Source organism: Nocardia sp. CC227C (assembly GCF_030767025.1).
In the GTDB taxonomy this organism is placed as follows: domain Bacteria; phylum Actinomycetota; class Actinomycetes; order Mycobacteriales; family Mycobacteriaceae; genus Nocardia.
This window is the reverse complement of sequence record NZ_JASITE010000005.1, coordinates 360,900-383,299: the sequence shown is the minus strand read 5'-3', so window position 1 is coordinate 383,299 and position 22,400 is coordinate 360,900. Positions and strand designations below refer to the sequence as shown.

General features: G+C 67.9%; 14 protein-coding genes and 1 tRNA gene. 12 read left to right on the top strand and 3 right to left on the bottom strand.

What is annotated here, in order from left to right:
• Nucleotides 1–192: 192 nt before the first annotated feature.
• The 9 genes from QMO76_RS12835 to QMO76_RS12795 all read left to right on the top strand — a co-directional run bounded on the left by QMO76_RS12835 (nucleotide 193) and on the right by QMO76_RS12795 (nucleotide 8,839).
• Nucleotides 193–348: a hypothetical protein gene (locus QMO76_RS12835; RefSeq protein WP_306361465.1), complete on the top strand. Its 156-nt coding sequence runs from the start codon at nucleotides 193–195 to the stop codon at nucleotides 346–348.
• Complete coding sequence (locus QMO76_RS12830; protein WP_306361464.1) at nucleotides 345–1,070, top strand: hypothetical protein; 726 nt, start codon at nucleotides 345–347, stop codon at nucleotides 1,068–1,070. Before QMO76_RS12835 ends, QMO76_RS12830 begins: the two co-directional genes overlap by 4 nt.
• Before the next feature lie 134 nt (nucleotides 1,071–1,204).
• Nucleotides 1,205–3,814, top strand: coding sequence for a rifamycin-inactivating phosphotransferase (rph, locus tag QMO76_RS12825; RefSeq protein WP_306361463.1), 2,610 nt, complete (start codon nucleotides 1,205–1,207; stop codon nucleotides 3,812–3,814).
• Between the two features lie 48 nt (nucleotides 3,815–3,862).
• Complete coding sequence (locus QMO76_RS12820; protein ID WP_306361462.1) at nucleotides 3,863–4,180, top strand: antitoxin VbhA family protein; 318 nt, start codon at nucleotides 3,863–3,865, stop codon at nucleotides 4,178–4,180.
• Nucleotides 4,177–4,605, top strand: a complete 429-nt coding sequence (locus QMO76_RS12815; protein WP_306361461.1) for a Fic family protein — start codon at nucleotides 4,177–4,179, stop codon at nucleotides 4,603–4,605. Before QMO76_RS12820 ends, QMO76_RS12815 begins: the two co-directional genes overlap by 4 nt.
• Nucleotides 4,606–4,683: 78 nt before the next feature.
• Entirely contained in the window at nucleotides 4,684–5,772 is a 1,089-nt protein-coding gene (locus tag QMO76_RS12810; RefSeq protein ID WP_306361460.1) for a tyrosine-type recombinase/integrase, read from the top strand.
• Entirely contained in the window at nucleotides 5,769–7,808 is a 2,040-nt protein-coding gene (locus QMO76_RS12805) for a tyrosine-type recombinase/integrase (protein WP_306361459.1), read from the top strand. Before QMO76_RS12810 ends, QMO76_RS12805 begins: the two co-directional genes overlap by 4 nt.
• Nucleotides 7,798–8,253: a DUF6262 family protein gene (locus QMO76_RS12800; protein ID WP_306361458.1), complete on the top strand. Its 456-nt coding sequence runs from the start codon at nucleotides 7,798–7,800 to the stop codon at nucleotides 8,251–8,253. The genes QMO76_RS12805 and QMO76_RS12800 overlap by 11 nt, the downstream gene beginning before the upstream one ends.
• A 313-nt stretch (nucleotides 8,254–8,566) precedes the next feature.
• Complete coding sequence (locus QMO76_RS12795; RefSeq protein WP_306361457.1) at nucleotides 8,567–8,839, top strand: hypothetical protein; 273 nt, start codon at nucleotides 8,567–8,569, stop codon at nucleotides 8,837–8,839.
• 19 nt (nucleotides 8,840–8,858) lie between these two features.
• Here the strand turns inward: QMO76_RS12795 and QMO76_RS12790 are convergent, their stop codons facing one another.
• Nucleotides 8,859–9,305 carry a hypothetical protein gene (locus QMO76_RS12790; RefSeq protein WP_306361456.1) on the bottom strand — a complete coding sequence of 149 codons (447 nt, stop codon included), beginning with the start codon at nucleotides 9,303–9,305 and terminating at the stop codon, nucleotides 8,859–8,861.
• Complete coding sequence (locus tag QMO76_RS12785) at nucleotides 9,302–9,793, bottom strand: DUF6301 family protein (RefSeq protein ID WP_306361455.1); 492 nt, start codon at nucleotides 9,791–9,793, stop codon at nucleotides 9,302–9,304. The genes QMO76_RS12790 and QMO76_RS12785 overlap by 4 nt, the downstream gene beginning before the upstream one ends.
• Before the next feature lie 153 nt (nucleotides 9,794–9,946).
• Between QMO76_RS12785 and QMO76_RS12780 the strand changes: the two genes are divergently transcribed.
• The gene (locus QMO76_RS12780) at nucleotides 9,947–10,363 is read left to right on the top strand and encodes a transposase family protein (RefSeq protein WP_306361454.1); all 417 of its coding nucleotides are present in this window, start codon (nucleotides 9,947–9,949) and stop codon (nucleotides 10,361–10,363) included.
• Between the two features lie 64 nt (nucleotides 10,364–10,427).
• Nucleotides 10,428–11,861 (top strand): DUF234 domain-containing protein, encoded by a 1,434-nt coding sequence (locus QMO76_RS12775; RefSeq protein WP_306361453.1) that lies wholly within the window; start codon nucleotides 10,428–10,430, stop codon nucleotides 11,859–11,861.
• A 667-nt stretch (nucleotides 11,862–12,528) separates the two neighbouring features.
• On the opposite strand, the gene QMO76_RS12770 is transcribed toward QMO76_RS12775, so the two are convergent.
• Nucleotides 12,529–12,613 (bottom strand) — tRNA-Leu (locus QMO76_RS12770).
• A gap of 390 nt (nucleotides 12,614–13,003) precedes the next feature.
• Here QMO76_RS12770 and QMO76_RS12765 point away from each other — a divergent pair.
• The gene (locus QMO76_RS12765; RefSeq protein WP_306361452.1) at nucleotides 13,004–22,372 is read left to right on the top strand and encodes a polyketide synthase; all 9,369 of its coding nucleotides are present in this window, start codon (nucleotides 13,004–13,006) and stop codon (nucleotides 22,370–22,372) included.
• Nucleotides 22,373–22,400: the final 28 nt, after the last annotated feature.

The window sequence follows — 22,400 nt, the reverse complement described above, 5'->3', positions numbered from 1 at the left end:
ATCCCGAGCGGCACCTCCGCGCGCTTCGCCGTGACCGGGCCGCCCTGGACGTCCATGTCGGGATGGCTGACATTCGAACTGCTTCGGTTGGCCGCGACACATTCGGCGGGCGTGTTGTCACGGCCCGCGACCGCGGTCGTCGATCCGTAATGGCGCCGCCTGCTGCGCGGACGAGCCCAGGAGCCGCCCGCCGTGCCGCCGGTCGACGCCGGGACCCTGCGGCAGGTGCGGCGGCAAGTCGTGGAGCAGGCGGTGGCGGCGGGCTCCGACGCCGTCCGGGCCGAGTCGCTGGCCGATGAGGTGGTCGAACGGTCGCGACGGGTGGGCGACGATACAGAGGCATCGTGATCCGCGACGTCGGACAGCATCGCCGCTTCATCGGTTGGGGCGCGCCGCAGCTGTTCGTGCTGCTGCTCACCGCCATCATTCTCTGGTCGACGGTGCTCTCCGCTCGGCTGGTGCTCGCCTGGCACGGTGGCGCCGCCTACCGGAGCTGTATGACCGCGGCGGAACTCGATCCCGCGAACCGCCTGCACCGCGCGATGCTGGAGAATCCGGCGCGGTACGGCCGCTTCGGTCACTGCTATACCGGAACCCTGTCGTCTGCTCTGCAGATCGCACTGCTGTGGACCGTCGGCTACCTCATCCACGCCCGGGTGCAGCGGACGCGTGAGCACGTCGCCGACCACGACGCCCGCGCCTGGGGCGCGGACGTCGTGGCCTGGAGATTGCTTCGATCAGGTTGCGACTACGATCGAATGCCGCTGCGAAGCAAGGGATTCGGGCCGTCGCTCGCATTCTGGCGCATGCATCCGAGTAGCGCCCACCGACGGCGCTGGCTGGCCGACTCCGGCATGGTCGACGCCGACCACGGCAGGTTCGCACCGAATCTCCTCGCCGTGACGGCGGTCATGCTCATGCTCACCGGTATCGGTCGCATCGGAGCCGCGGAAGGGATCGCCATCGCCATCGTGGCTGCCTGCACCGTGATCGCAATCCTGATGCTGCTGTTCCTCGGCGGCTCGTCGAAAGGCAGCTGGCATCACTGGGACTTCTCGGGACGCGCATGAAATCTCGGGCGCATTCGAGTGTCGCTCGCCATCCCCCTTCTACTGTATAGCCGATCGGCGTCGCTCATGACGAATCGAAATCTGGTCCATAATCGCTCGCTACATGCCGAAACCCCAGGTGAGGAGCAAGTCGAATGGCCTATGTGCTGGACTTCGCGGAGATCGACCGGACCCGGATCGCGAGCGTGGGCGGCAAGGGCGCGAACCTCGGGGAACTGTCGAGAATCGACGGCGTTCGGGTGCCGGACGGCTTCTGCGTGACGACGGAGGCATTCCGTCGGGTGCTGGCCGAGCTGCCCGCCGTCGATATCCGGCTCGACGAACTGGCCTCGCTGATGCCGGACGATCGCACGCGCATTTCCGAGCTGAGCGCCGAAATCCGGCGTGCCATAGCGGAAAGCGTGATCCCGGCGGATATCGCGGCGGACGTCGTCGACGCGTACACCCGGCTCGGTGCCGATGCCGCCTGCGCCGTCCGGTCCAGCGCGACGGCCGAGGATCTGCCGACCGCCTCCTTCGCCGGTCAGCAGGACAGCTACCTGAATGTCATCGGCGCGCGGGCGATCCTCGAGCACGTCGGCCGGTGCTGGGCTTCCCTGTTCACCGAGCGGGCGGTGACCTACCGGCAGCGCAACGGCTTCGGGCACCGGGCGATCGATATGGCGGTGGTGGTGCAGCGGATGGTGTTCCCATGGGCGGCGGGCATCCTGGTCACCGCCGATCCCGTCACCTCCGACCGGAAGGTCGTCTCCATCGACGCCGGTTTCGGACTCGGTGAGGCGCTGGTGTCCGGCCTGGTGAACGCCGACGTCTACCGGGTCCGCGACGGCGTGGTCACCGATCGGACGATCGCCGCCAAGAAGCTGGCCGTCGAAGCCGACCCGGCGGGCGGCACCCGCACGCGGGAGATCGCCCCGGAGCGACAGCACGAGCAGGTGCTGACCGATGCGCAGATCGTGCGGCTGGCCCGGCTGGGCCGCGGCATCGAAGCACATTTCGGCTGCCCCCAGGACATCGAATGGTGTTCGGACGACGAGGATTTCCACATCGTGCAGAGCCGCCCGATCACCACCCTGTTCCCGATCCCCGAGGCCGAAGACGACGACAGCCACGTCTACCTCTCGGTCGGCCATCAGCAGATGATGACCGATGCGATGAAGCCGCTGGGTCTGTCGGTGTGGCAGCTGACCAGCCCCGCACCCATGCGGGACGCGGGCGGCCGCCTGTTCGTCGACGTCACCCGCGCCCTGTCGTCGCCGACCGCTCGGCAGGCGCTGGTCGAGGGTTTCAGCGGGTCCGATCCGCTCTCCGGGGATGCGCTGCGCACCGTCGTCGATCGCGGATTCGTCCCGACGGTTCCGGACCCGAGCCCGGCCACCGCACCGGCGGCCGCCCCCGCGCTGATCGACGCCGATCCCGCGCTGGTCGCCGAGTTGATCGCCGACAGCGAGAAGTCCCTCGCGGCACTGAAAAACGATATCGAGGCCGAATCCGGCACCGCCGTGCTCGATTTCATCGCCGCCGATATCCAAGGGGAACTCCGGCGGATCCTGTTCAACGTCCGCAGCCAGCAGGCGATCCGGGCGGGCATGGAGTCGGCGGGCTGGCTCAACGACCGGTTGCGGACCTCGCTGGGCGAGCCGAACGCCGCCGATGTGCTCACCCGGTCGGTTCCCGGCAATGTCACCGCCGAGATGGGCCTGGCGCTGCTGGATGTCGCCGACGCCATCCGGCCGCACCCGGAGGTGGTGGACTACCTGCGGCAGGTCCCCGACACCGGAGTCGACGGCCAGCGCTTCCTGGACGAGTTGACGCAGCGCCCCGGCGGCCAAGCGGCCCGGACAGCCCTCGACGCATTTCTCGACCGCTACGGTATGCGCTGCGTCGGCGAGATCGACATCACCAGGCCGCGCTGGAGCGAACACCCCGCCGCCCTGGTGCCGACCATCCTCGCCAATATCGCCAACTTCGCACCGGGCGCGGCCGAACAGCGCTTCACCGACGGCCTGCGCGCCGCCGACCAGAAAACACACGACGTGCTGGAGCGGCTGCGCGACCTGCCGGACGGGGACTCGAAAGCCACTGAGACACAGGCGATGATCGACCGCCTCCGCACCTTCGCCGGCTACCGGGAATACCCGAAATACGGAATGGTCAGCCGCTACTTCGTCTACAAGAAGGCCCTGCTGCGCGAGGCCGCACAACTCGTCCGGGCGGGAGTGCTCGCCGACCCCGAGGACATCTTCTACCTGCGATTCGACGAACTACGCGAGGTGGTCCACACCCAGCGCGCCGACCACGGCCTCCTCCGCGAACGCAAGCGACTGTTCCACGCATACCAATCCCTCACCCCACCCCGGGTACTCACCTCCGACGGCGAGGTGATCTCCGGCACCTACCGCCGCACCGACCTGCCCCCCTCCGCCCTCCCCGGCATGCCCGTATCCGCAGGCACGGTCGAAGGCCGAGCCCGCGTGGTCTCCGACATAGCCCAAGCCGACCTCACCCCCGGCGACATCCTGGTCACCGCCTACACCGACCCCAGCTGGACCCCACTGTTCGTAACCATCTCCGGCCTGGTCACCGAGGTAGGCGGCCTGATGACCCACGGCGCGGTCATAGCCCGCGAATACGGGCTCCCGGCCGTCGTCGGCATGGAGAACGCCACCGGGCGCATTCGAGACGGGCAGCGCATTCGGGTGCACGGGTCGGAGGGGTACGTGGAGATCCTGCCGGAGCCGTAGGTTTGTGGCTCAGTCCGTATTGTGTACACATTTGGGTACACTTCGAGCATGGTGTTCGAGACTCTGTCCGTGCGCGAGGCGCGGGAGCAGCTGTCCGGTGTTCTGGCGCGCTTTCGCAAGGGCGACCGTCGTCCGGTCGGGGTGGGGTCTCACCGGAAGACCGAGGCTGTGGTGCTACCTGTCGAAGTGTTCGAGGAGTTGACCGCGGAACGCGGACGTTCGTTGGCGCAAGCGGCGGCGTCGGTCCGGGCCGAGGGAGGTGCCGCGAGTCCCGCCGCGGACGCCATCATGGGCCAGTGGGCGCGCGGTGAGATCAGTACGGCCCGGATGCGGGAATCGATTCGGCAGTTGTACGGACCCGCGTGATCGTTGATCCCGACGTCGACCCTGTGTCGGGGGTCCTGCGAAACCGGTTGGGCATCGGCGATGCGGCACTGCTACGGCAGGCGGAATCCGATCTGAGTATGGCGGCGCTGGCAGATCTGGGCACCAGATCGCTGCCCGGCCGTTACGACCTGGATCACCTCTGTGCCTTTCATCGGGAGATCTTCAGGGATTTGTACCCGTGGGCAGGGGAGATTCGCGTGGTAGGGATAGCGAGAACGGATTCGTTCTGCCTTCCTCAGCACATCACGTCTTACGCAGGCGAGGTATTCGCCCACTTGGCGGCGGACGAGTACCTGCGCGGGTTGTCCCGCACGGACTTCCTTACCAAGCTGACCCACTACTTGGCCGAGGTCAACGCGATCCATCCTTTCCGTTATCTGCACTCCCTGCAGCCGTGTGTATGACGCACGGCACCTAGCCTGAACCCATCCAAACCCCTTGTCGTGGACGAATTATCTGCGGTGTCCACCAAGGAGGTTCAGATGCGAGTGCAGCTGGTCGTCGCTCCGCATGACCAAAGTCGGTCGTGGACTGTGCTCGACGACGATCTGCGAGTGCTCGTCCCTGTCGAGGCGTATCTAGCGCATCTAACGGCAATCGGCAGGTCTCCCAACACCGTTCGGGCCTACGCGCACGACTTGAAAGACTTCTTCACCTATCTGCGCCGGTGCGACCTTCGTTGGCACGCGATCAAGCTCGAGGACGTCGGCCGGTTCATCCCATGGCTTGCCCTCTCCGACGACGCACGCCGTGGCGGTTCGGGCGTCGTGGCGCTGCGCGCATCGCGATGCTCGGCAGTGACTGTGAACCGGAAATTGGCCGCAGTGTCCGGATTCTACGAATTTCATTCTCGCCACGGGGTGACGCTGGCCGAATCACTGTCGGCCTGGCAGCGCCGCGGCCAGCTCGCCGGGTCATGGAAACCGTTCCTCGCTCATCTGGACGATAATTCGAGCCCCGTGCGCAAGCGGCTGATCGCCCTGAAGACCGACCGCCACGATCCCCGCGCATTGACCGAGGAGCAGGTCAAGGCCATCATTGATGCCTGCCAACGCTTGCGGGACCGGTTTCTGTTCACCCTTCTGCGTTGGTCCGGCCTACGTATCGGCGAGGCGCTCGGCCTTCGGCACGAGGACTTGAATCCCCGCCGCTGCGAAGTGGCAGTTCGATTGCGTGCCAATGCCAATCAGGCTCGGGCGAAGACCCGCTCCCGGGTGGTGCCGGTGCCGCCGGAAGTGCTTGCCCTGTACAGCGATTACCTTCACGAAGAGTACGGAGCATTCGACTCCGATTATGTCTTCGTCAATCTGTGGGGCAGGCCGGCTGGGACGGCCATGACCTACTCGGCGGTCAACAGCCTGGTCGGCCGAGTCCGCACCCAGACTGGAATGCGCTTCACCCCGCACGAGTTCAGGCACACCTACGCGACGGAACTGCTGCGCCGGGGGGTTTCCGCCGAGATAGTTCGGGTGCTGATGGGCCACTCCTCGGTGTCCACAACGGTCGATACCTACGGGCATCTCACGGCGGACGACACCCGGAGAGAACTGCAGAAAGCAGGCGCATTGTGAGCCGCCCGCTGCTCGAACTGGTTGGTGCGGAGGGCAACTCAGCTTCTCCGCTCGTCGATGCTCTGCGCCCCGAATTCCGCGTCCCAGTCATCGATGCTCCGGTCGGTGACCCGGTCCTCGGCCTTGCGCGCTGTCTGGTCGATCGGTGCGGTGATGGCGCGATCACGCTGGATGGACTCTGCCGCCGCCATCGGCGTGACTGGGATCGTGACGGTCGACCGGCGATCGGCGAGTGGATCGGTCAGGAACGAGGTCAGGAACGGGGTCAGGAACAAGATGCGAAACGTGAATCCGGCGAGAGGGTCCCGACTTCCGTTGATGTCTTCGATCTACGTGGACTTCCGGACCGGCTTACGCGTGAGATCCAGTTCGGACTACAGTGCCGGGTCGACGAAGGACGGATAAAGACCCAGCCACGTCGTCTGATGCCGCTGGTTCGGCTTCTCAGGCGCATCGGCGTCGATTCACTGCAGGAACACACTCTCGACCAGTGGCATGAGCTACTGACCTACGGCAGGGGAATCGGCCGAGTCAACACCTCGATCGCGTTCATCCGCGACTGCCTCGAATACCTCGACCGGCTGGAAGGTCGAACCGGTTGGGATGCTGAATACCCCAAGAATATCTGGCAGCTCAAACGGCTCGGCTATCCCGCGCTGCGGACCGCGACCCTCCGGTTCGACCGAATCGAGCCCGAGTGGCTCCGCGGCCTCGCGAAGCGCTGGTGCCGATGGCGCCTGTCAACAGGGACCAGCGAGGGTGCGGTCGCATCGAATCTGTTCGCTGTGACGAGATTCTGCAAGTTCCTCCAGGAAGCATGCCAACCGATGCCGGGACCCTGGGCGCTCGACCGCCAGCTGATCGAACGATATCTGGCATGGCTGGCGGTCAACTGCCCCGATCCGAATTCGCGCCGCAAGGATCTGGGCGGCTTCGCGGCCTTCCTGCGCACGCTCCAGCAACACCGTTGGGCACCAGACCTCTCGCCCGGGGCCATGATCTTCAACGAGGACTATCCCGACATGCCCGCTCCGAAGGCACGGGCGCTGACGGAATTCGTTGCATCCCAACTGGAACGGGAATCGAACTTGGCCCGGTTCGAAGATCCGCGCCTCCGTCTGCTGACTGAGCTGCTGCAACGGACCGGCCTCAGGGTCGGCGACGCTCGGCAGCTGCCCGTCGACTGCCTCGACAAGGACCACTACGGCGCTGCCTACCTTCGCTACCACAATCACAAGATGCGCCGTGACGCACGGACGCCAATCGATGACTTGCTCGCCGAGTCGATCGCTGCACAGCAGCGGCGGGTGAAGGCAGAGTTCCCGGCAGGAACCGTGCTCTTTCCGATGGTCAGCGGGAACGCTCTCGGGACGCGGCCTGTCAGCCGCGCTGCCTATGCCAAGAAGCTGAACCAGTGGGTGCGGGATTGCGATATCCGCACCGAGGCAGGCGATCCCGTGCACGTGCACCCACACCAGTTCCGGCACACCTACGCGACACGTCTCATCAACTCCGGTGTCCCGCAGCATGTCGTCAAGAAGCTGCTGGACCACGACTCGGACACTATGACCTCCCACTATGCGCGCTTGTCGATGCAGACAGTCCGGGAGGAATGGTCCAAGGCGACGAAGGTCAATGTCAGTGGCGAGGTCGTCGAGGACGACGGCGGTGACCTCGACGATGCGATCTGGCTCAAGAACTCTCTGTCGAGAGCGAAGATGGCCTTGCCGAACGGTTTCTGTACGCTGCCGCTCCAACAGAGCTGCGAGTACGCGAACGCATGCTTGTCCTGTCCGATGTTCCTGACGACCCCCGAGTTCCTGCCGCAGCACAAGACCCAGCTCGTCGAAACCCGTGCCCTGCTCGATTCGGCCCGGCAGCGCGGTCAGGAGCGGCTTACGGAGATGAACGAGAAGGTCGAGAGGAACCTTCTGAGCATCATCAGCTCCCTGGAATCCGCAGAATCAGGTTGCTGCGGCCCGAGCTCGGCATGTTCGTGCCGCACAGCGCCGAAAGGGACTGAAAATGCGTGCTGACAATTCCGCCGCGTTGGCCGCGAACGCGCGAGAGCGTGCGCAGCAGACGAAGAACCGTGCTCTTCGCATGCTGACCGAGCTCGAGGCCGCGCACCAACCGACCAGCATCGCTGGCTTTTGCCAGCTGGCCGGAGTGTCACGATCCTGGGTCTACTCCCAGCCCGATCTGGTCACACGTCTGGACGCGCTTCGGGCCGACTTCGAATACGCTCCGCCGCCGCAGCTGGAGCAACCGGCGTCGAGAGCGAGCGACCAGTCGCTGCTCGTCCGCCTCGAGATCGCTCACCAAAGGATCCGAGCTCTTGGCCAGGAGAACGAGCGGCTCCGGGCGCAGCTGGCATGCACGCTCGGCGAGCTCCGGTTCGCCCGCATCACCACCACAGTCGCGGACAGTGTCCACGACACTAATCCGCCGGTCAGTTCCTCCGAGGTGGGCAAGCGGTAAAGATAATTTCCGGGAGGGGAACGGCCGCGCCCAACGAGCGTTCTTCCGCCAACTCGCGCGCGAGGCCGGCTGGTTGCTCGACTGGTCCAGCCTCGATCCGGACGAGAACGTGCGGGTATCCATGGCCTCGCTGCGCGGTGAAAATGCACCTCTGCATGACCTGCTCGAGCGGTTGGTTCGACAGCTGTAGCGCCGACATTCACCTGGACCACGACGAAGGTCCCGCCCAGTGGGTGCGCGATGCCGCCTTCAGGCTGGTGCGTTCGTGTGAAACCCAGACCGTGGACCGCGCGACCTTCCGAGCGTTCGTCCTATGCAGCGACACAATATTCAGGGCGGCATCAAGGCCGACGGCGCAGGCAGGTTCTCCGAACGGTGGGTCAATCCGGACTTCACTCCGACCCGCGAGTACCTCGGCGGTTCGGCCCGGATCCGGTTCAACCCCGGCACACGGTTGTCCGCGCGCCTGCCCGGCAACGACCTGCTGTTCTGGACCTGCGAGCTCACCCGAGCGGAAGCGATCGCGCAAGGCGTCGACCCGGCCGCATTGTTCGGCCCACCCTCGAGCACGGGAACGCCAGCTTGAGTCAGCTTCAGCCGTCGCTTCATGACAGGTCCCGATGGAGCAAGCCAAGATCCAGTTCAATGGGCCGATCCCCTGCGGCGCTGTTCCAAGCGTGATAGCTCAGCGCGGAGGGGCCGGGGAACCGATGGTAGTCGCGGAATCCTGTCACGATCATGGTGGCGAGCTGGCGGTAGATCGCCGAGGGAACCGGCCAAGGCAACTCGATCCACCAGTTCCTGCCGTGATCGGGGTTACCGGGAGGTCGCCAGCCGACATTGGTCATGGCCTCGGGGGCCGCCTCGATGCTCGTGGCGCCGAGGACGGCGTCACCGAGGAATTCGCCCCAGATGCTGTCTTCCAGTTGCACTATCTGTGACTGGACATACGGTCCCGACGGCTTGGTGCCGCCGATGGTTACGATCGCGCCGTCGGGAAGTCTCGCGATCTCCGCGGTCAGGTGGTCGATCAGCTGGTTCCACTCGGTCACATCATGCCCTGTTCCTGAAGTCTGACGATCCTGTCGTGCCGGGCCAGCCCCTCGTTGGTCATGAGATGAAGGGTCACGCTCGAGGACAGAGCCTGTAACCGGAGCGTGGTCTGCGCACCGGCCCAGCGAATTTCGGGATACTCTCCGGGCAGCCGGGCTGTCGGTTCACCGATTGCGCCGATCAGAGCGGCGGTGTACCCGGCAAAGGTATCGAGGACGCGTGCTCGTCCCTCGGCGTCCCTGCCTGCGTATGTCGTGACCTGCACGCTGATGTCAGCGGCGCGCCCGCCCAGGCTGGATACACCACCGGTGGATCGTCCGAACCCGGTGTCGAACTTGACCAGTTGCGACAGTGTGTTGTTGATCGTCCAACCGAAGTCCGCTATCAGTGGTGGCGCATCGTCCAGATTCCATGACCAATCGAGTGATCGTAGGCGGGTAGCCAGTTCTACGAACTCGCTGTCGGTCAGCGCTCGCCATTCTCTCATTCAGTACTCCTGCCAGTCATCACTGATCCATTTCAGCTTCCGCGTGACTGGTGCGCGAGATCTGTTGTGCCACACAGCGTGCCGAGCTGGCACACGGCGAAGCCCCTGGAAGATCGGCTGTCGACCAAGACAACCGTTCCACCAAGGGCTTCGATGCTTTTCTACCGTTCCGTGCTGTCGTTGTCACGTTCGACCCTGACCTGGGTGTCCGGTGTGATCACTCTGGGCGACAAGGGATACCAGGGCGCGACAGCGCTGCTGACCCCGTACAAAGGCAAGGACAAACCCGCTTCGCAGCAGGCCGCCTACCGCGCTCACGCACTCCTACGCAGCCGCGGTGAACGCGCGATCGCACAGCTCGAGAGCTGGCGCGTATTGGCCAAGCTGCTTCAGCTGCAACCTGCATCCACCAACAACCGGCTCTCACACCCGGTGGACCTAACCACAGGGTCCCGTCAGTGGATCTGCCCCAGTGATCCTGGTGGATTTGCCGCTGCGCAGTGCTGCCTGATCACGCCTGATGCGGTGGTGCCTCGTTACAGTTGCGGCAGTGTGGGATGGATTACATAGATTGATTCTTACTTAGATTGAATCTATGTATAGTGTGTTGATTCTTCTTGCTGGAGGTGGGTCGGTGGAGTTCAAGGGGCGGGTGGCGGATCTTGAGCTGTTGGCGCGGCAGTTGGGCCTGGTGATGGACGGGGCCGGTTCGACCCGGGGCCGTGCGGTAATCATGACCGGTCGGCGGCGGGTGGGGAAGTCGCGGCTGGTTCAGGAGTTCTGTGATCGCTCCGATCTGCCGTACGTCGTCTTCCAAGCGACGCGGGGGCGCAACCCTGTCGCGGAGCGAGCGGACTTCGTCGCGACCTTGGCTCATTCGCCGCTCCGGGGTGCGGAGCTGGTTGAGGGGATGTCTGCGGCGGATTGGAATCAGGCGCTGCGGACGCTGGCCATCGCCCTGCCGGACGATGCCGCGAGCATCATGGTGATTGACGAGGTGCCATGGCTGGTGGAGCAGGACTCCGAGTTCGAAGGGGCGCTGCAGACGGTGTGGGATCGGCATCTGTCGGCCAAACCGGTGCTGCTGGTGCTGGTGGGGAGTGATGTCTCGGTTATGGAGGCCTTGCAGTCACACGGTCGCCCGTTCTTCGGGCGAGCGACGAAAATGACGGTGGCACCGCTGCAGTTGGCGGATGTGCAGGCAATGACCGAGCTGTCGGCGGCCGAGGCGATGGATGCGCTGTTGATTACGGGTGGGTTCCCGGAAATCGTCCAGTCGTGGAGTCCGGGCATGAGCCGCACGGATTTCCTGCGCGATGCGACGGCAAATCCGTTGTCTCCGCTGCTGATTGCGGGCGAGTTGTCGCTGCTGGGTGAGTTTCCGGAGGCGTCGCGTTCGCGGGCGGTGCTAAAGGCGATCGGCAGCGGAGAACGCACCTTCGGCACGATTGCCGCTGCCGCGGGCAGCGTGGGTGCCCTGCCGGCGGGCACGTTGACACCGTTGCTGAGTACCTTGCAGGCCAAGCGCATCGTGGCCGCGGATCTGCCGCTGTCGACCAAGCCGGACAGCAAGAACAAGCGCTACCGCATCGCCGATTCTTACCTGCGGTTCTGGTTGGCCTTCCTGGAACGCGGAATTCCGCTCATCGAACGCGGTCGTGGCGATCTGGCGCTGGAGCGGATCGAGCGCTCCTGGACGACCTGGCGCGGTCGAGCGGTGGAGCCGGTGGTTCGGGAATCGCTGCTGCGCTTGCTGCCCGATGAGCGCTGGCCCGGGACCGAGGCGGTGGGTGGCTGGTGGAATCGGCAGAATAATCCGGAGATCGACCTGATCGGTGCCGACCGCGAACCCGTCGCGGGCGCAGTGCATTTCGTCGGCTCGATCAAATGGCTCGAGGACCGGCCGTTCGACCGCCACGACTACGACGCCCTCGCCCGCAGTGTGCTCGCGATCCCGGGAACCGAGTTCGATACGCCACTGGTGGCGGTCTCGCGGTCCGGAGTCGACGATGACCTGCCGGTCGCTACCTGTTGGGGGCCTGAGGATCTGTTGCGCGCTTGGCAGTGAACGGCGTTCACCGCCGCGCCGCGGTGGTCTGCCGTATAGGCGCGGCGAGGCGACGTTCCTGTCGCGTGAGTACGCGAATGGTGGATCTGCCGCTGGATAGGCGGTGGATCGCCGGGGTGTTCGTCACAGACATAGTGGCGGTGGCACTGGTCGATGAGGTTGTGGGCTGTGATGGTTCAGGAGAATCGAGTACGAGCGGTTGGTAGTAGGTCACCCGCGAAGCATCGAAGGTACGAATGCATCTCGACATCGTTAGCTGCGCTGATCACTGTCTCACGACTAGCCGTGACGCATGGGCAGACCACCGCGACCAAGGCCGTTCCAGTGCGCCGCCGCGGACATCGCGCGTGAGCAGTTGGCGGCGGAACTGCATATCGATGCCGCGGTGGCACGTGCTGCTTCCGCTGCTTTGCCGAGCCCGTCGAGGTTCCGGCTTTCGAGCTGACTGATCGTCGGCTGCACCAGCGTGGTGTCAACGCGGTGATCTCGGCGGCGATCGCCGCGCCGGTGTTCTCGATGTCCACAGGCGAAGAACCGGTTCGCCCGAGCGCGAATGCACTCGTGCGTTTGCTAGGTGATTACCGCAGGTTGGTGGGCCGGGGGCGTTCGTCCCCGGGGAACGGACGAAGCGGGCGTTCGGCGGGGTTGCCGGGCGGGATGTGAAACGTGGTGCGCGAGGGGGGACTTGAACCCCCACGTCCGTGGACACCAGAACCTAAATCTGGCGCGTCTGCCAATTTCGCCACTCGCGCTGATGGTACGACCGTCCAAACTCTACCGGGCTTAACCGGGTTAGCGAAGTACCGGTGGGGTGTGGCGTACTGGTCAGTAACCCTACCAGGGGTTATAACGATTTGGTAACCGTGAATGTGAGGGAGGCTCAACTTTCCTTCAGGGGTGTAACCGCGTGGACCTGGGGGTTCAAACATGAGGCGGAGTCATGTTTCTGATCATTCTGGGACGGTCGTACATAAATACTGCGCGGTAGGGGGTTGTGCGTAGGGGTAAACATGAGGAACCCCTCATGATTTTGTGGAATCCTCGGGCACTACCAGGGCCGGGTGGCCTCGGGAAGACCTGCGCGACGAGAGCGCGGCCCCGTCCTGCGGGGGCGAGCCGCTACGAGAAGGAAGTCGAACGTCTTGACGATCAACGAGAGCACCGGGACCGGATCTAGGGCGAGGGTGGCGCGCAAGGCCTCGGAGGGTGGGGTCAGGTCGTCGCTGTTGGATAGGTTGCTGGGTGGCGCGCCGTACGCGTTGGCGTTCGGCGGGCAGGGCGCCCAGTGGTTGCGGGAGCTGGAGGAGATCGGGCGGGATTCCGCGCTCGAACCGGAGCTCACCGCGCTCGTGAACGAGGCCGCGCAGCGGTTGGAACCCGTTGCGGCGCACCTGCTCGTGGTCCGGCCGGTCGGTTTCGACCCCATCGGCTGGATGCTCGAGGAGGAGATCGCCGACCCCGAGCAGGGCGAGGTGTCGGCGGCCCCGTCGCCGCAGATCCTGCGGTCCGCCGCGGTCTCCATGCCGGGCGTCTTCCTCACCCAGGTGGCCGCGCTGCGCGCGCTGCGGCTGCAGGGCCTGGACATCGTCGCGCAGGCTCCGGTGGCCTACATCGGCCACTCGCAGGGCCGCCTGGCCGCCACCGCCGCCGCGGCGCACGGCGAGCGGGACGCCGAGATGCTCGCGCTGGCCCAGCTGATCGGGGCCGCCGCCGGTCTCATCGCGCGTCGTCGGGGACTGGTGCCGGTGGGCGAGCGCATGCCCATGGTCGCCGTCTCCCATGTGGACACCGACCGGTTGCGGGCCGTGGTCGAGGAGGTGTCGGCGGATGTCGATGCCGACAGGGCCGCCGTGGTGTCCATTCGCAACGGACGCCGCCGCGCCGTGCTCTCCGGCCCGGTGACCCAGCTGGATCGGGTACGGCAGCGCTGCGCCGAGATCAGCGCCGAGCAGACCCGTGACCGCGAGGCCAAGAAGCGCGGCGGCGCGGTGTTCGCGCCCGTCTTCGAGGACATCCCGGTCGAGGTCGCGTTCCACCACCCCGCCCTGGCCGAGACCGTCGAACTGGTGAGCAACTGGGCCGGGCAGTGCGGCCTCGACACCGAACTGGCCGCCGCGCTGACCAAGGAGATCCTGGTCGATCCGATCGACTGGGTCGCCACCGTCGACGAGGTGGTCTCCGAAGGCGCGCAGTGGATTCTGGACCTCGGCCCCGGTGACCTGCTCACCCGCCTGACCGCCGGATCGCTCAAGGGCACCGGCGTCGGCGTGCTCGCCGCCTCCACCCGCCCCGGCCAGCGCAGCCTGTTCACCCCGGGCGCGGCCCCCGAAATCGCGCCCGCCTGGACGGAATTCGCGCCCAAGCCGGTGCGCCTGCCCAACGGACGCATCGTGGTGGAGACCGCCTTCACCCGCATCACCGGCCGCTCGCCGATCCTGCTCGCGGGCATGACCCCCACCACCGTGGACGCGAAAATCGTCGCGGCGGCTGCCAATGCGGGCCACTGGGCGGAACTCGCCGGTGGCGGACAGGTCACCGAGCAGATCTTCGCCGACCGGGTGGCGGAGCTGAAGACGCTGCTGCACCCGGGCCGCGCGGTGCAGTTCAACTCACTGTTCCTGGATCCGTACCTGTGGAAGCTGCAGCTGGGCGGCAAGCGCCTGGTGCAGCGATCCCGCGGTGCCGGTGCGCCTTTCGACGGCGTGGTGGTCACCGCCGGTATCCCGGAACTCGAGGAGGCCGTCGCACTCATCGAGGAGCTGACCGAGGTCGGCATCACCCACGTGGCGTTCAAGCCCGGCACCGTCGCCCAGATCCGGGCCGTGCTGCGCATCGCCGACGCCGTGCCGGACTACCCGGTCATCATGCACATCGAGGGCGGTCGCGCGGGTGGGCACCACTCCTGGGAAGACCTCGACGACCTGCTGCTCGAGACCTACGCCGAACTGCGCGGCCGCGACAATGTGGTGGTCTGCGTCGGCGGCGGCATCGGCACCCCCGAGCGCGCCACCGAATACCTCACCGGCGCATGGTCGCAGGCGCACGGCTACCCCGTGATGCCGCTGGACGGCGTGCTGGTCGGCACCGCCGCCATGGCCACCCTGGAGGCCACCACCGCGCCCGCGGTCAAGCAGATGCTGGTGGACACCCCCGGCACTGCGGACTGGGTGGGCGCGGGCACCGCCACCGGCGGAATGGCTTCCGGCCGCAGCCAACTGGGCGCGGACATCCACGAGATCGACAATGCCGCCTCCCGCACCGGCCGCCTGCTGGACGAGGTCGCCGGTGACGCCGAGGCCGTCGCGAAGCGTCGCGACGAGATCATCGAGGCGCTCGACCGCACCGCCAAGCCGTACTTCGGCGACGTCGCCACCATGACCTATGCCGAATGGCTGGAGCGCTACGTCGAACTGGCGGTGGGCCTGGACCGCCGCAAGGACTTCGACTGCGGCGGCGACTTCGCCGAGGCCATCGCCGACGCCACCCGCTCGGTCTGGCTGGACATCACCTGGCGCGACCGGTTCTCGGAGATGGTGCGCCGCACCGAATCCCGCCTCAACGAGGCCGACCGCGGCGAGATCGAGACCCTCTTCGCCGATGACGCCGCCTTCGAGGAGCCGGTGCGCGCGCTGTGCACGCTGAAGGAGCGCTACCCGGCCGCCGCGGACACCGTGCTGCACCCGGCGGACGTGCCGTTCTTCATCTCGCTGTGCAAAACCCCCGGCAAGCCGGTCAATTTCGTACCGGTGGTCGATCAGGACGTGCGCCGCTGGTGGCGTTCGGATTCGCTGTGGCAGGCCCACGATCCGCGCTACGGCGCCGATCAGGTGTGCATCATCCCGGGCACCGTCGCCGTCGCGGGCATCACCCGCGTGGACGAGCCCGTGGGTGAGCTGCTCGACCGCTTCGAGCAGGACGCCGCCTACTCCATGGTGCGCGCTGGCCTGGTCCCCGCCGCGGTGGACGGCCGCCGCCGCGCCGATATCGCCAACGGCGCACTGGACACCGTGCTCGCCGCCCCCGATGTGCAGTGGGCCGGACGCACCACCGTCAACCCCATCCACCGGCTCGGTGACGTCCACGAGTGGACCATGAACGGCAAGGGCGCCATCCATCCGCCCACGGGCGCGACGCTGAGCGCCACCGAGGGTCCCGAAACCGACCACGCCTACGTGGAATTGACGGTGCCGCTGCTGGGCGGTGCGGTGTCCGCCGCGAAAGACACCGTGCGCATTCGCATGACCGTCCCGACATCGGTCTACAACGGCGGCGCGCCGGTCGTTTCGGAGTCCGACGCCGAGGCCGCCATGTCGGCGCTGCTGGCCGTCGCCGCGGGCCGGGCGCTGCCCGAGGTGAAGACCGTCGACGGTGCGAAGGTCGCGCACATCAACACCGCCTGGACCCCCGACCTCATCGCCGACCACGCGGGCGTCACCGGTTCCGGGCTGCCCGAGAACCTGAGCACCAACGGCCGCACCGTGCCGGACGTGCTGGTGGGCGCGTGCTGGCCCGCCGTCTTCGCGGTGCTGGGCGCGACCCGCACCGAGGGCGGCGCGAGCGTCATCGAGGGCATGCTCGACCTGGTGCACCTCGACCACCGCATCGAGCTGGCGGGCGAACTGCCCGACGGCGCAAGCGTTCTCGCCGTGCGCGCGGAGGCGGGGGAGACCCTCGACACCGACCTGGGCCGGGTGGTCGAGGTGCGGGTGCGCATCACCGGCATGCTGGACAAGCCCGAAACCGGCATGTCCATGCCGACCATCGCCACCCTCACCGAGCGCTTCGCCATTCGCGGCCGCACCGGCACCGGCGAACTCACCGATCCGCCGCGCGCCGCGGGCACCCTGTCCGCCGACGCCGCCGACACCCCGCGCCGTCGCCGCCGCGATGTCACCATCACCGCACCGCGCGCCATGGCCGCCTTCGCGCAGGTGTCGGGCGACCACAACCCGATCCACACCTCCGACGCCGCCGCCAAGCTGGCCGGCCTCGGCAGCCCGATCGTGCACGGCATGTGGCTGTCGGCCGCCGCGCAGCACGCCGTCTCGGCCATCGACTCCGCCGACCGGGTGCCGCCGCGCACCCTGACCGCGTGGACCACCCGCTTCCTGGGCATGGTGCGCCCGGGCGCGCAGATCGACGTGCGGGTCGAGCGCGTCGCCGTGGATCGCGGCAGTGAGATCGTCGAGGTCGGATGCCGCACCCGCGGCGCGGGTAATGGTGACAGCGGCGGGGATCTGGTGATGACCGCCACCGGTCGCATCGCACCGCCCAAGACCGTCTACGCCTTCCCGGGCCAGGGCATTCAGACCAAGGGTATGGGCCTGGACGCGCGCACCCGCTCCAAGGCCGCCAAGGAGGTCTGGGACCGCGCCGACAAGCACACCCGCGAAGCCCTCGGCTTCTCGATTCTCGCTGTGGTGCGCGACAACCCGACCTACCTCAAGGCGCGCGGCGTCGAGTACCGGCATCCGCAGGGCGTGCTGCACCTGACCCAGTTCACCCAGGTCGCCATGGCCACCCTGGGTGTTGCCCAGGTCGCGGAGCTGCGGGAGGCCGGGGCCTTCGTGGACGGCGCGATGCTGGCGGGCCATTCGGTCGGCGAGTACAACGCGCTCGCCGCCGTGGCCGGGGTGCTGCCGCTCGAGGCCGTGCTCGAGGTGGTGTTCCAGCGCGGTTCCGCCATGCACGAGCTGGTGCCCCGGGATGCCCAGGGCCGCAGCGACTACCGGATGGCCGCCATCCGGCCCTCGCAGATCGGCGTCCCGGACGCCGCGGTGATCGACTTCGTCGCCACCGTGGGCGCGAAGGCGGGCGAATTCCTCGAGGTGGTCAACCTCAACCTGCGCGGCTCGCAGTACGCCATCGCGGGCACCGTGGCCGGACTCGAGGCACTGGAGGCCGAGATCGAGCGCCGCCGTGCCGAGTTCGGCGGCAAGCGCGCCTTCGTGCTGGTGCCCGGCATCGACGTGCCGTTCCATTCCACGGTGCTGCGCGCCGGGGTGCCGGAGTTCCGTCACAAGCTCCAGGACCTGCTTCCGGCCGACTTGCATCCGGAACTGCTTGTCGGACGCTACATTCCGAACCTGGTGCCGCGGCCGTTCTCGCTGGACCGCGAATTCATCGCCGAGATCGCCGATTACGTGCCGTCCGAGCCGCTGGCCGAGGTGCTGGCCGACTTCGACGGCTGGGCCGCGCGTCCCACCGAACTGTGCCGTGTGGTGCTCATCGAGCTGCTGGCCTGGCAGTTCGCCAGTCCGGTGCGCTGGATCGAGACCCAGGACCTGCTGTTCACCGATGCCGCCCACGGCGGCCTCGGCGTCGAACGGTTCGTCGAGATCGGTTTGGCGGCAACGCCGACCGTGGCCAACCTGGCGACGAATACGCTCAAGCTGCCGATGTTCGCCAATACGGCGGTCGAGGTGCTGAATATCGAGCGCGAGGCCGGTGTGGTGTACTCCACCGACACCGACCCGGCCCCGGTGGAGGAGCCGGAGGAGACCCCGGCCGAGACCGCGACGCCCGCCGCGGCCAGCGCGCCCGCCGCCCCGGTCGCGGCTCCGGCCGCCCCGACCGGTGGCCCGACCCCGGACGACATCGCCTTCACCGCCGCCGACGCCACCCGCGTGCTCATCGCGCTGTGGACCAAGCTGCGGCTGGACCAGATCGGTCCGGTGGACACCATCGAGGGCCTGTGCGACGGCGTCTCCTCGCGCCGCAACCAGCTGCTCGTCGACCTCGGCTCCGAGCTCTCCCTCGGTGCCATCGACGGCGCCGCCGACGCCGATATGGGCGCGCTCTCGGCCACCGTCGACCGCCTGGCCCGCACCTACAAGCCGTTCGGCTCGGTGCTCTCCGACGCCATCGGCGACCATCTGCGCAAGGTGTTCGGCCCCTCCGGCAAGCGCCCCGCCGCCATCGGCGAGCGCGTCAAGAAGGTGTGGGGTCTCGGCGACGGCTGGGCCAGCCACGTCACCGCCGAGGTCTCCCTCGGCACCCGCGAGGGCGCGTCGGTGCGCGGCGGCGATCTGGGCGGGCTCGTCTCGGGCGCGCTGGGCGACGGCGCGGCCGTGGACGCCGCCATCGACGCCGCCGTGCAGGCCGTGGCCGCCCGTCGCGGTGTCGCGGTGTCCATGCCGTCCGCCGGCGGTGGCGGCGGCGCGACCGTCGACGCCGCCGCGCTGGGCGAGTTCACCGAGCAGATCACCGGCCGTGACGGCGTGCTGGCGCAGGCCGCCCGGGTGATCCTGGAATCGCTCGGCCACGCCGAACAGCTCTCCGCGCCGGAGGCCACCGACGACACCCTGGTGGACCTGGTCTCGGCCGAACTCGGTTCGGACTGGCCGCGATTGGTCGCCCCCGCCTTCGACGCCCGCAAGGCGGTCCTCATCGACGACCGCTGGGCCAGCGCCCGCGAGGATCTCGCGCGGCTGTGGCTGGGCGGGGATGCCGGACTGGACGACCTGCCGGTCGACGGCTATGTCGGCGCCGGGGAAGCCGTTGCCGCGCAGGCCAACTGGTGGCGTGAGCGCGCCATGCACGAGGCCCGCTCGGTGCTGGCCGGACTCTACGGACGCATCGCCGCGGCCGCCCTCGAGGTGACCGAGCCCGGCGCCTGGTCGTCCGAGATCGCCGTGATCACCGGTGCCAGCAAGGGTTCCATCGCCGCGGCGGCCACCGGTCGGCTGCTGGGCGGCGGCGCGACCGTCGTCGTCACCACCTCCAGGCTCGACGACGCGCGCCTGGCCTTCTACAAGCAGCTCTACCGTGAGCACGCCCGCCACGGCGCCGCGCTGTGGGTGCTGCCCGCGAATATGGCCTCCTACAGCGATATCGACGCCCTCGTCGAGTGGGTCGGCAACGAGCAGACCGACACCGCGGGCGGCGCCAAGGTGCTCGTCAAGGAGGCCATGACCCCCACCCTGCTGCTGCCCTTCGCGGCGCCGCGGGTGGCCGGTGACCTCGCCGACGCCGGAGCCCGCGCCGAAATGGAGATGCGGGTGCTGCTCTGGTCGGTCGAGCGCCTCATCGGCGGACTGTCCAAGCTGGGCGCGGACCACGATGTGGACGCCAAACTCCACGTGGTGCTGCCGGGTTCGCCCAACCGCGGTCTCTTCGGCGGCGACGGCGCGTACGGCGAGTCCAAGGCCGCGCTGGACGCCGTGGTCGCCAAGTGGCGGGCCGAGAAGTCCTGGGCGCAGCGGGTCACCCTGGTGCACGCCCTGATCGGCTGGGTGCGCGGCACCGGCCTCATGGGCCACAACGATCCGCTGGTCGAGGCCGTGGAGCAGGCGGGCGTGCAGACCTGGTCCACCCGGGAGATGGCCGACGAGCTGCTCAAGTGGTGCACCGAGCGGGCCCGCGGCGTCACCGCGCAGGGACCGCAGCAGATCGACCTGACCGGCGGGCTGGCCGGTGCCAAGCTGGATCTGTCGGCGCTGGGTAGGGAGGCCGCGGAAGCCGCTGCGGCCGAGGAGGATACGGCTGCGACAGCCGCGACCATCCCGGCGCTGCCCGCGCCGCCGACCATGGTGTCGTCGGCGCTGCCGGTCCCCGAATGGGGCGCGGTGACAGCCGATCTCGACGATATGGTCGTCATCGTCGGCGCGGGCGAGCTCGGCCCCTACGGTTCGGCGCGCACCCGCTTCGAGATGGAGGTCTCCGACCAGCTGTCCGCCGCGGGCGTGCTCGAGCTGGCCTGGACCACCGGTCTGGTCACCTGGGAGAACGACCCCAAGCCGGGCTGGTACGACACCGAAACCGGTGACTACGTCGACGAATCCGAGCTGGCCGAGCGCTACCACGACACCGTGGTGGAACGCTGCGGCGTGCGCCGCTACGGTGACGACGGTGCGATGACCGACAACACCGCCCCGCTGCTCACCTCGGTGTTCCTGGACAAGGATCTGACCTTCGTGGTCAACAGCGAGGCCGAGGCGCGCGCCTTCCACGCCGCCAACCCGGAGCAGACCGTCATCACGCCGGTCGAGGATTCGGGCGACTGGCAGGTGACGCGCAAGGCGGGCACCGAGATCCGGGTGCCGCGCAAGGCCAAGCTGTCGCGCTTCGTCGGCGGCCAGATCCCCACCGGCTGGGATCCCACCAAGTGGGGCATCTCGGCCGATATGGCGGGCTCGGTGGACCGGGTGGCGCTGTGGAACATCGTCTGCACCGTGGACGCGTTCCTGTCCTCGGGCTTCAGCCCGGCCGAGCTCATGAGCTGGGTGCACCCGGCCATGGTGGCCAACACCCAGGGCACCGGTATGGGCGGCATGTCCTCGATGCGCTCGCTCTACATCGACAACCTGCTCGGGGAGCCGCGCGCCAACGACATCCTCCAGGAGGCGCTGCCGAATGTGGCGCTGGCCCATGTGGTGCAGAGCTACGTCGGCTCGTACGGCGGCATGGTGCATCCGGTCGCGGCCTGCGCCACGGCGGCGGTCTCGGTCGAGGAGGGCGTGGACAAGATCCGGCTCGGCAAGGCCGATCTGGTGGTGGCCGGCGGCTACGACGATCTCGGCATCGAGGGCATCGTGGGCTTCGGCGACATGTCGGCCACCGCGGATTCGGCGGCCATGAGCGCCAAGGGCATCAGCGACCGCTACTTCTCCCGGGCCAACGATCGTCGTCGCGGCGGCTTCGTCGAATCCCAGGGCGGCGGAACGGTATTGCTGGCCCGCGGCAGCGTCGCGGTCGAGATGGGCCTGCCGGTGCTCGGCGTGGTCGCCTTCGCGCAGTCCTTCGCCGACGGCGTGCACACCTCGATTCCGGCGCCGGGGCTGGGCGCGCTGGCCGCCGGTCGCGGCGGCCCGGAGTCGAAGCTGGCCGCCGAGTTGAAGAAGCTGGGCGTCGCACCGGACGAGATCGCGGTGGTGTCCAAGCACGACACCTCCACCGCCGCCAACGATCCCAACGAGTCCGAGTTGCACGAGCGGCTCGCCACGGCGCTCGGCCGGTCCGACGGCGCGCCGCTGTTCGTGGTGTCGCAGAAGACGCTCACCGGGCATGCCAAGGGCGGTGCGGCGGCCTTCCAGCTCATCGGCCTGTGCCAGGTGCTGGAGCAGGGCGTGATCCCGCCCAACCGCAGCCTGGACTGCGTGGACGCCAAGATGCGCGAGTACCCGCATCTGGTGTGGCTGCGCGAACCGCTCGCGGTGGGAGATCGCCTGCCGCTCAAGGCCGGTCTGGTCACCTCGCTGGGCTTCGGCCACGTCTCCGGGCTGCTCGCCGTCGTGCACCCGCAGGCGTTCGTGCAGGCCATCGATCCCGAGCGCCGCGACGAGTACCTGCGCAAGGCCGAGGAGCGGAAGCTGCACGGCCGTCAGCGCTTCGTCGAGGCCATGTGCGGCGGCGCGCCCCTCTACGAGCGGCCCGCCGACCGTCGCCTCGGCGGCGACGGCACCCCCGCCGGGCAGTCCCGCCAGCTCGAGGCCGACGTCCTGCTCACCCGGGACGCCCGCCTCGGCACCGACGGCGTGTACGTAGCCCAGCGGGGACCGGCGTGTAGCTGAATTCCGGCCCTGGCGGGCGCGTATCGAA

What these genes read in the sequence shown, in the direction of transcription:
- rph (WP_306361463.1), top strand. Translation starts at nt 1,205, where the DNA reads ATGGCCTATGTGCTGGACTTCGCGGAGATCGACCGGACCCGGATCGCG.
- QMO76_RS12820 (WP_306361462.1), top strand. Translation starts at nt 3,863, where the DNA reads ATGGTGTTCGAGACTCTGTCCGTGCGCGAGGCGCGGGAGCAGCTGTCC.
- QMO76_RS12810 (WP_306361460.1), top strand. Translation starts at nt 4,684, where the DNA reads ATGCGAGTGCAGCTGGTCGTCGCTCCGCATGACCAAAGTCGGTCGTGG.
- QMO76_RS12800 (WP_306361458.1), top strand. Translation starts at nt 7,798, where the DNA reads ATGCGTGCTGACAATTCCGCCGCGTTGGCCGCGAACGCGCGAGAGCGT.
- QMO76_RS12795 (WP_306361457.1), top strand. Translation starts at nt 8,567, where the DNA reads ATGCAGCGACACAATATTCAGGGCGGCATCAAGGCCGACGGCGCAGGC.
- QMO76_RS12785 (WP_306361455.1), bottom strand. Translation starts at nt 9,793, where the DNA reads ATGAGAGAATGGCGAGCGCTGACCGACAGCGAGTTCGTAGAACTGGCT.
- QMO76_RS12780 (WP_306361454.1), top strand. Translation starts at nt 9,947, where the DNA reads ATGCTTTTCTACCGTTCCGTGCTGTCGTTGTCACGTTCGACCCTGACC.